Here is a 2,702-nt window from a genome sequence, read left to right as displayed (position 1 = left end):
GGGGCGGGAGTGGTCCGGATGCCAGGTCGAAGTGGCGCACATCGGCGGGCAGTTCGACCGGCGGCTCACCCTGGCTCACCACCATCCCCGCCGACGCCGCGCCGATGAGCCGCCGCAGCCGCTCCCCCGGCTGTGCCGGATCGAGCGGCAGCCAGCGGGCCCCCGCCTTCAGGACCGCGAGCTGGGCGACGACCAGGGACGGCGAGCGGGGCAGCAGCAGGGCGACGGTGGAGCCGGGGGGCACGCCCGCCGCGACGAGCCGCCGGGCCAGCAGGGCCGATTCCTCGTCGAGTCCGGCGTACGTGAGCACGTCGTCGCCGCTGTCGCCGCTCTCGACGGCGGGCGCGTCCGGGGTGCGGGCCACCTGGGCGGCGAACCGTCCGGTCACGGTGGCGGGGCCCGGGACGTCGGCCGCCGGGGCACCGGACGCGCGCGCGAGCAGGGCGCGGTGCTCGGCCTCGGGGAGTACGTCGATCCGGTCGACCGGCGTGGCCGGGTCACCGGCGAGCTGCTCGAAGGCGCGGACCACGCGGGCCGTGACCGTGGCCGCCGAGAGCCCGTACCGGCAGCCCACCGCGAGCAGCAGCCGCTCCCCCGCGACGACGGCGAGCGTCACGGGGTAGTGCGTGGCATCGCGGACGTCCCGTACGCGCACGGAGTACGGGCCGTCCGCCCGCTCATCGGTGCCGCGCGGGAAGTTCTCGAACGCGAGGACGGTGTCGAAGAGTTCACCCGCGCCGCTCGGACCGGCGACGGTGCCGCGCTGGATGTCGGCCAGCCGCACGTGGTGGTGGGGCACGAGCCGCGCCTGCTCGTCCTGGAGGCGGGTGAGGAGCTCGCCGACCGTCTCTCCCTCGCGCAGCCGGACGCGCACCGGCAGGGTGTTGATGAACAGGCCGACCATCTCCCCGGCGCCGGGGAGGTCGTGCGGGCGGCCCGAGACGACTCCGCCGAAGACCAGGTCGCGGGCGCCGGTCAGCCGGGCGAGCACCAGGGCCCAGGCGGCCTGCGTCAGGGTGTTGAGCGTGACGCCCGCCTCGGCGGCGCGCCGGGTGAGGGCGGCGGTCAGCTCGGGGGTGAGGTGCCGCCGGACGGTGTCGGGCTCTCCGGCGCCCGCGCGCTCCCCGGTGACCAGTGGCGCGGGCCGCTCAAGGCCCGCGAGGGCGTCGCGCCAGGCGGCCCGGGCGAGGCCCTGGTCCTGGCGGCTCAGCCAGAGCGCGTAGCTCCGGTGGGGCACGGCGGGCGGCAGCGGCTCGCCGGTGACCAGCGCGGCGAGGTCCCGTTCGACGACGGGGACGGACCAGCCGTCGAGCAGGATGTGGTGGAAGGTGAGGACGAGTTCGCCGCCGTCGGCGTGGCGCAGGAACAGGGCGCGGACCAGCGGCGGGCGCGTCAGGTCGAAGCGGCGCGCGCGGTCCTCGGCGAGCAGCGTCTCGGCCCGTGCCGCGGCCTCCTCCGCGGGCAGCGCCGTCAGATCGGCCTCGGCCCAGGGCGGTGTGACCGCGTGCGGGATGACCTGCACGGGACGGTCGAGGCGGGCGTGCCGGAAGCAGGCCCGCAGATTCGGGTGCCGCTCAAGGAGCGCGCCGAGGGCGTCGCGGAGCGCGCCCGCCGTGATCGCGGGCCCGGTGCGGAACCTGGCCTGCACGAGGTACGGGTCGGGCCCCTCGGCATCCCGTACGGCGTGGAAGAGCAGCCCCTCCTGCACGGGCGTGAGCGGCAGCACATCCGCGATGCGCCCGCTCATCGCCCGCCCTCCGGGGTGCCGTCCCGGAAGCCGTCAAGACCGTCAAGACCGTCAAGACCGCCCTCCAGCATCGCCAGTTGTTCCGCCGACAGGTCCACCAGGGGGAAGTCGGACGGGGTGGCGCCGACCGGGCCGCCCCGTTCCGTCTCCTCGGCCAGTTCGGTCAGGGCCTCCCGCCAGCGGGTGGTGAGTTCGCGTACCTCGTCCCTGGCCACGACGCCTTCCGCGTACGAGAAGGTCGCCTCAAGGCGGAGGCGGCCGTCGGGGCCCGGCGTGGCGAGGGCGTCGATCTCCAGGGCGTGGCCGAGGGGTACGGCGCCGGGGCCCGCGTCCAGGAGTTCGCCGCCCGCCGCGTCGCCCCCGGTGAGGCGGCCGAGGTAGTTGAAGCGGACGTCAGGCGCCGGGAGTTCCGCCAGCTCGGCCGATGTCCCGGGGTTGAGATGGCGCAGGAGGCCCCAGCCGATGCCGCCGTTCGGCACCGACCTCAGCCGCTCCTTGACCGCCTTCAGGGTGTCGCCCGCCGACGTCTCACCCGGCCGCCCGGTGTCGAGCAGGACCGGGTACTGCGTGGTGAACCAGCCGACCGTGCGGGAGACGTCCGTGGGCGTGGAGAGCGTCTCCCTGCCGTGGCCCTCCAGGTGGACGAGCAGGCCCGTGCCCGTGCCCCGGTTCCGTACGGCGGCCGAGGCGAGCGCCGAGAGGAGGACCGCGTCGGGGCCGCAGTTGAAGGCGGCGGGCAGGGTCGTGAGCGCCGCCTCGGTGAGGTCGGCGGGGAGTTCGACGGTGTGGGTGGCGCGGCGCGCTCCGGCGCCCCGCCCCTCGGCGAACCTGGCGTCGGCCGCGCCCTCGAGCGCCGCACGCCACCAGTCCAGTTCGGCCACCTGCTCCGGCCGCTCGGACTCCTCGGCGAGAAGCGTGGCCCAGCGGTGGAAGGAGGTGCCGGGGGCGGCCGGGG

2 protein-coding genes are annotated in these 2,702 nt (G+C 76.3%); both read right to left on the bottom strand.

The genetic code is table 11. From position 1 onward, the window contains the following. Positions 1 to 1,747, bottom strand: a 1,747-nt coding sequence (locus tag AB8Z36_RS36475; RefSeq protein WP_369217682.1) for a condensation domain-containing protein, incomplete at its 3' end; no start/stop codon positions are given. Then, positions 1,744 to 2,702 (bottom strand): condensation domain-containing protein (locus AB8Z36_RS36470; RefSeq protein WP_369217681.1); only part of this gene is annotated, 959 nt, incomplete at its 5' end. The genes AB8Z36_RS36475 and AB8Z36_RS36470, both read right to left, overlap by 4 nt.

The organism is Streptomyces flavofungini (assembly GCF_041028215.1).
Lineage (GTDB): Bacteria > Actinomycetota > Actinomycetes > Streptomycetales > Streptomycetaceae > Streptomyces > Streptomyces flavofungini_B.
This window is presented reverse-complemented; position numbering and strand designations above follow the sequence as displayed.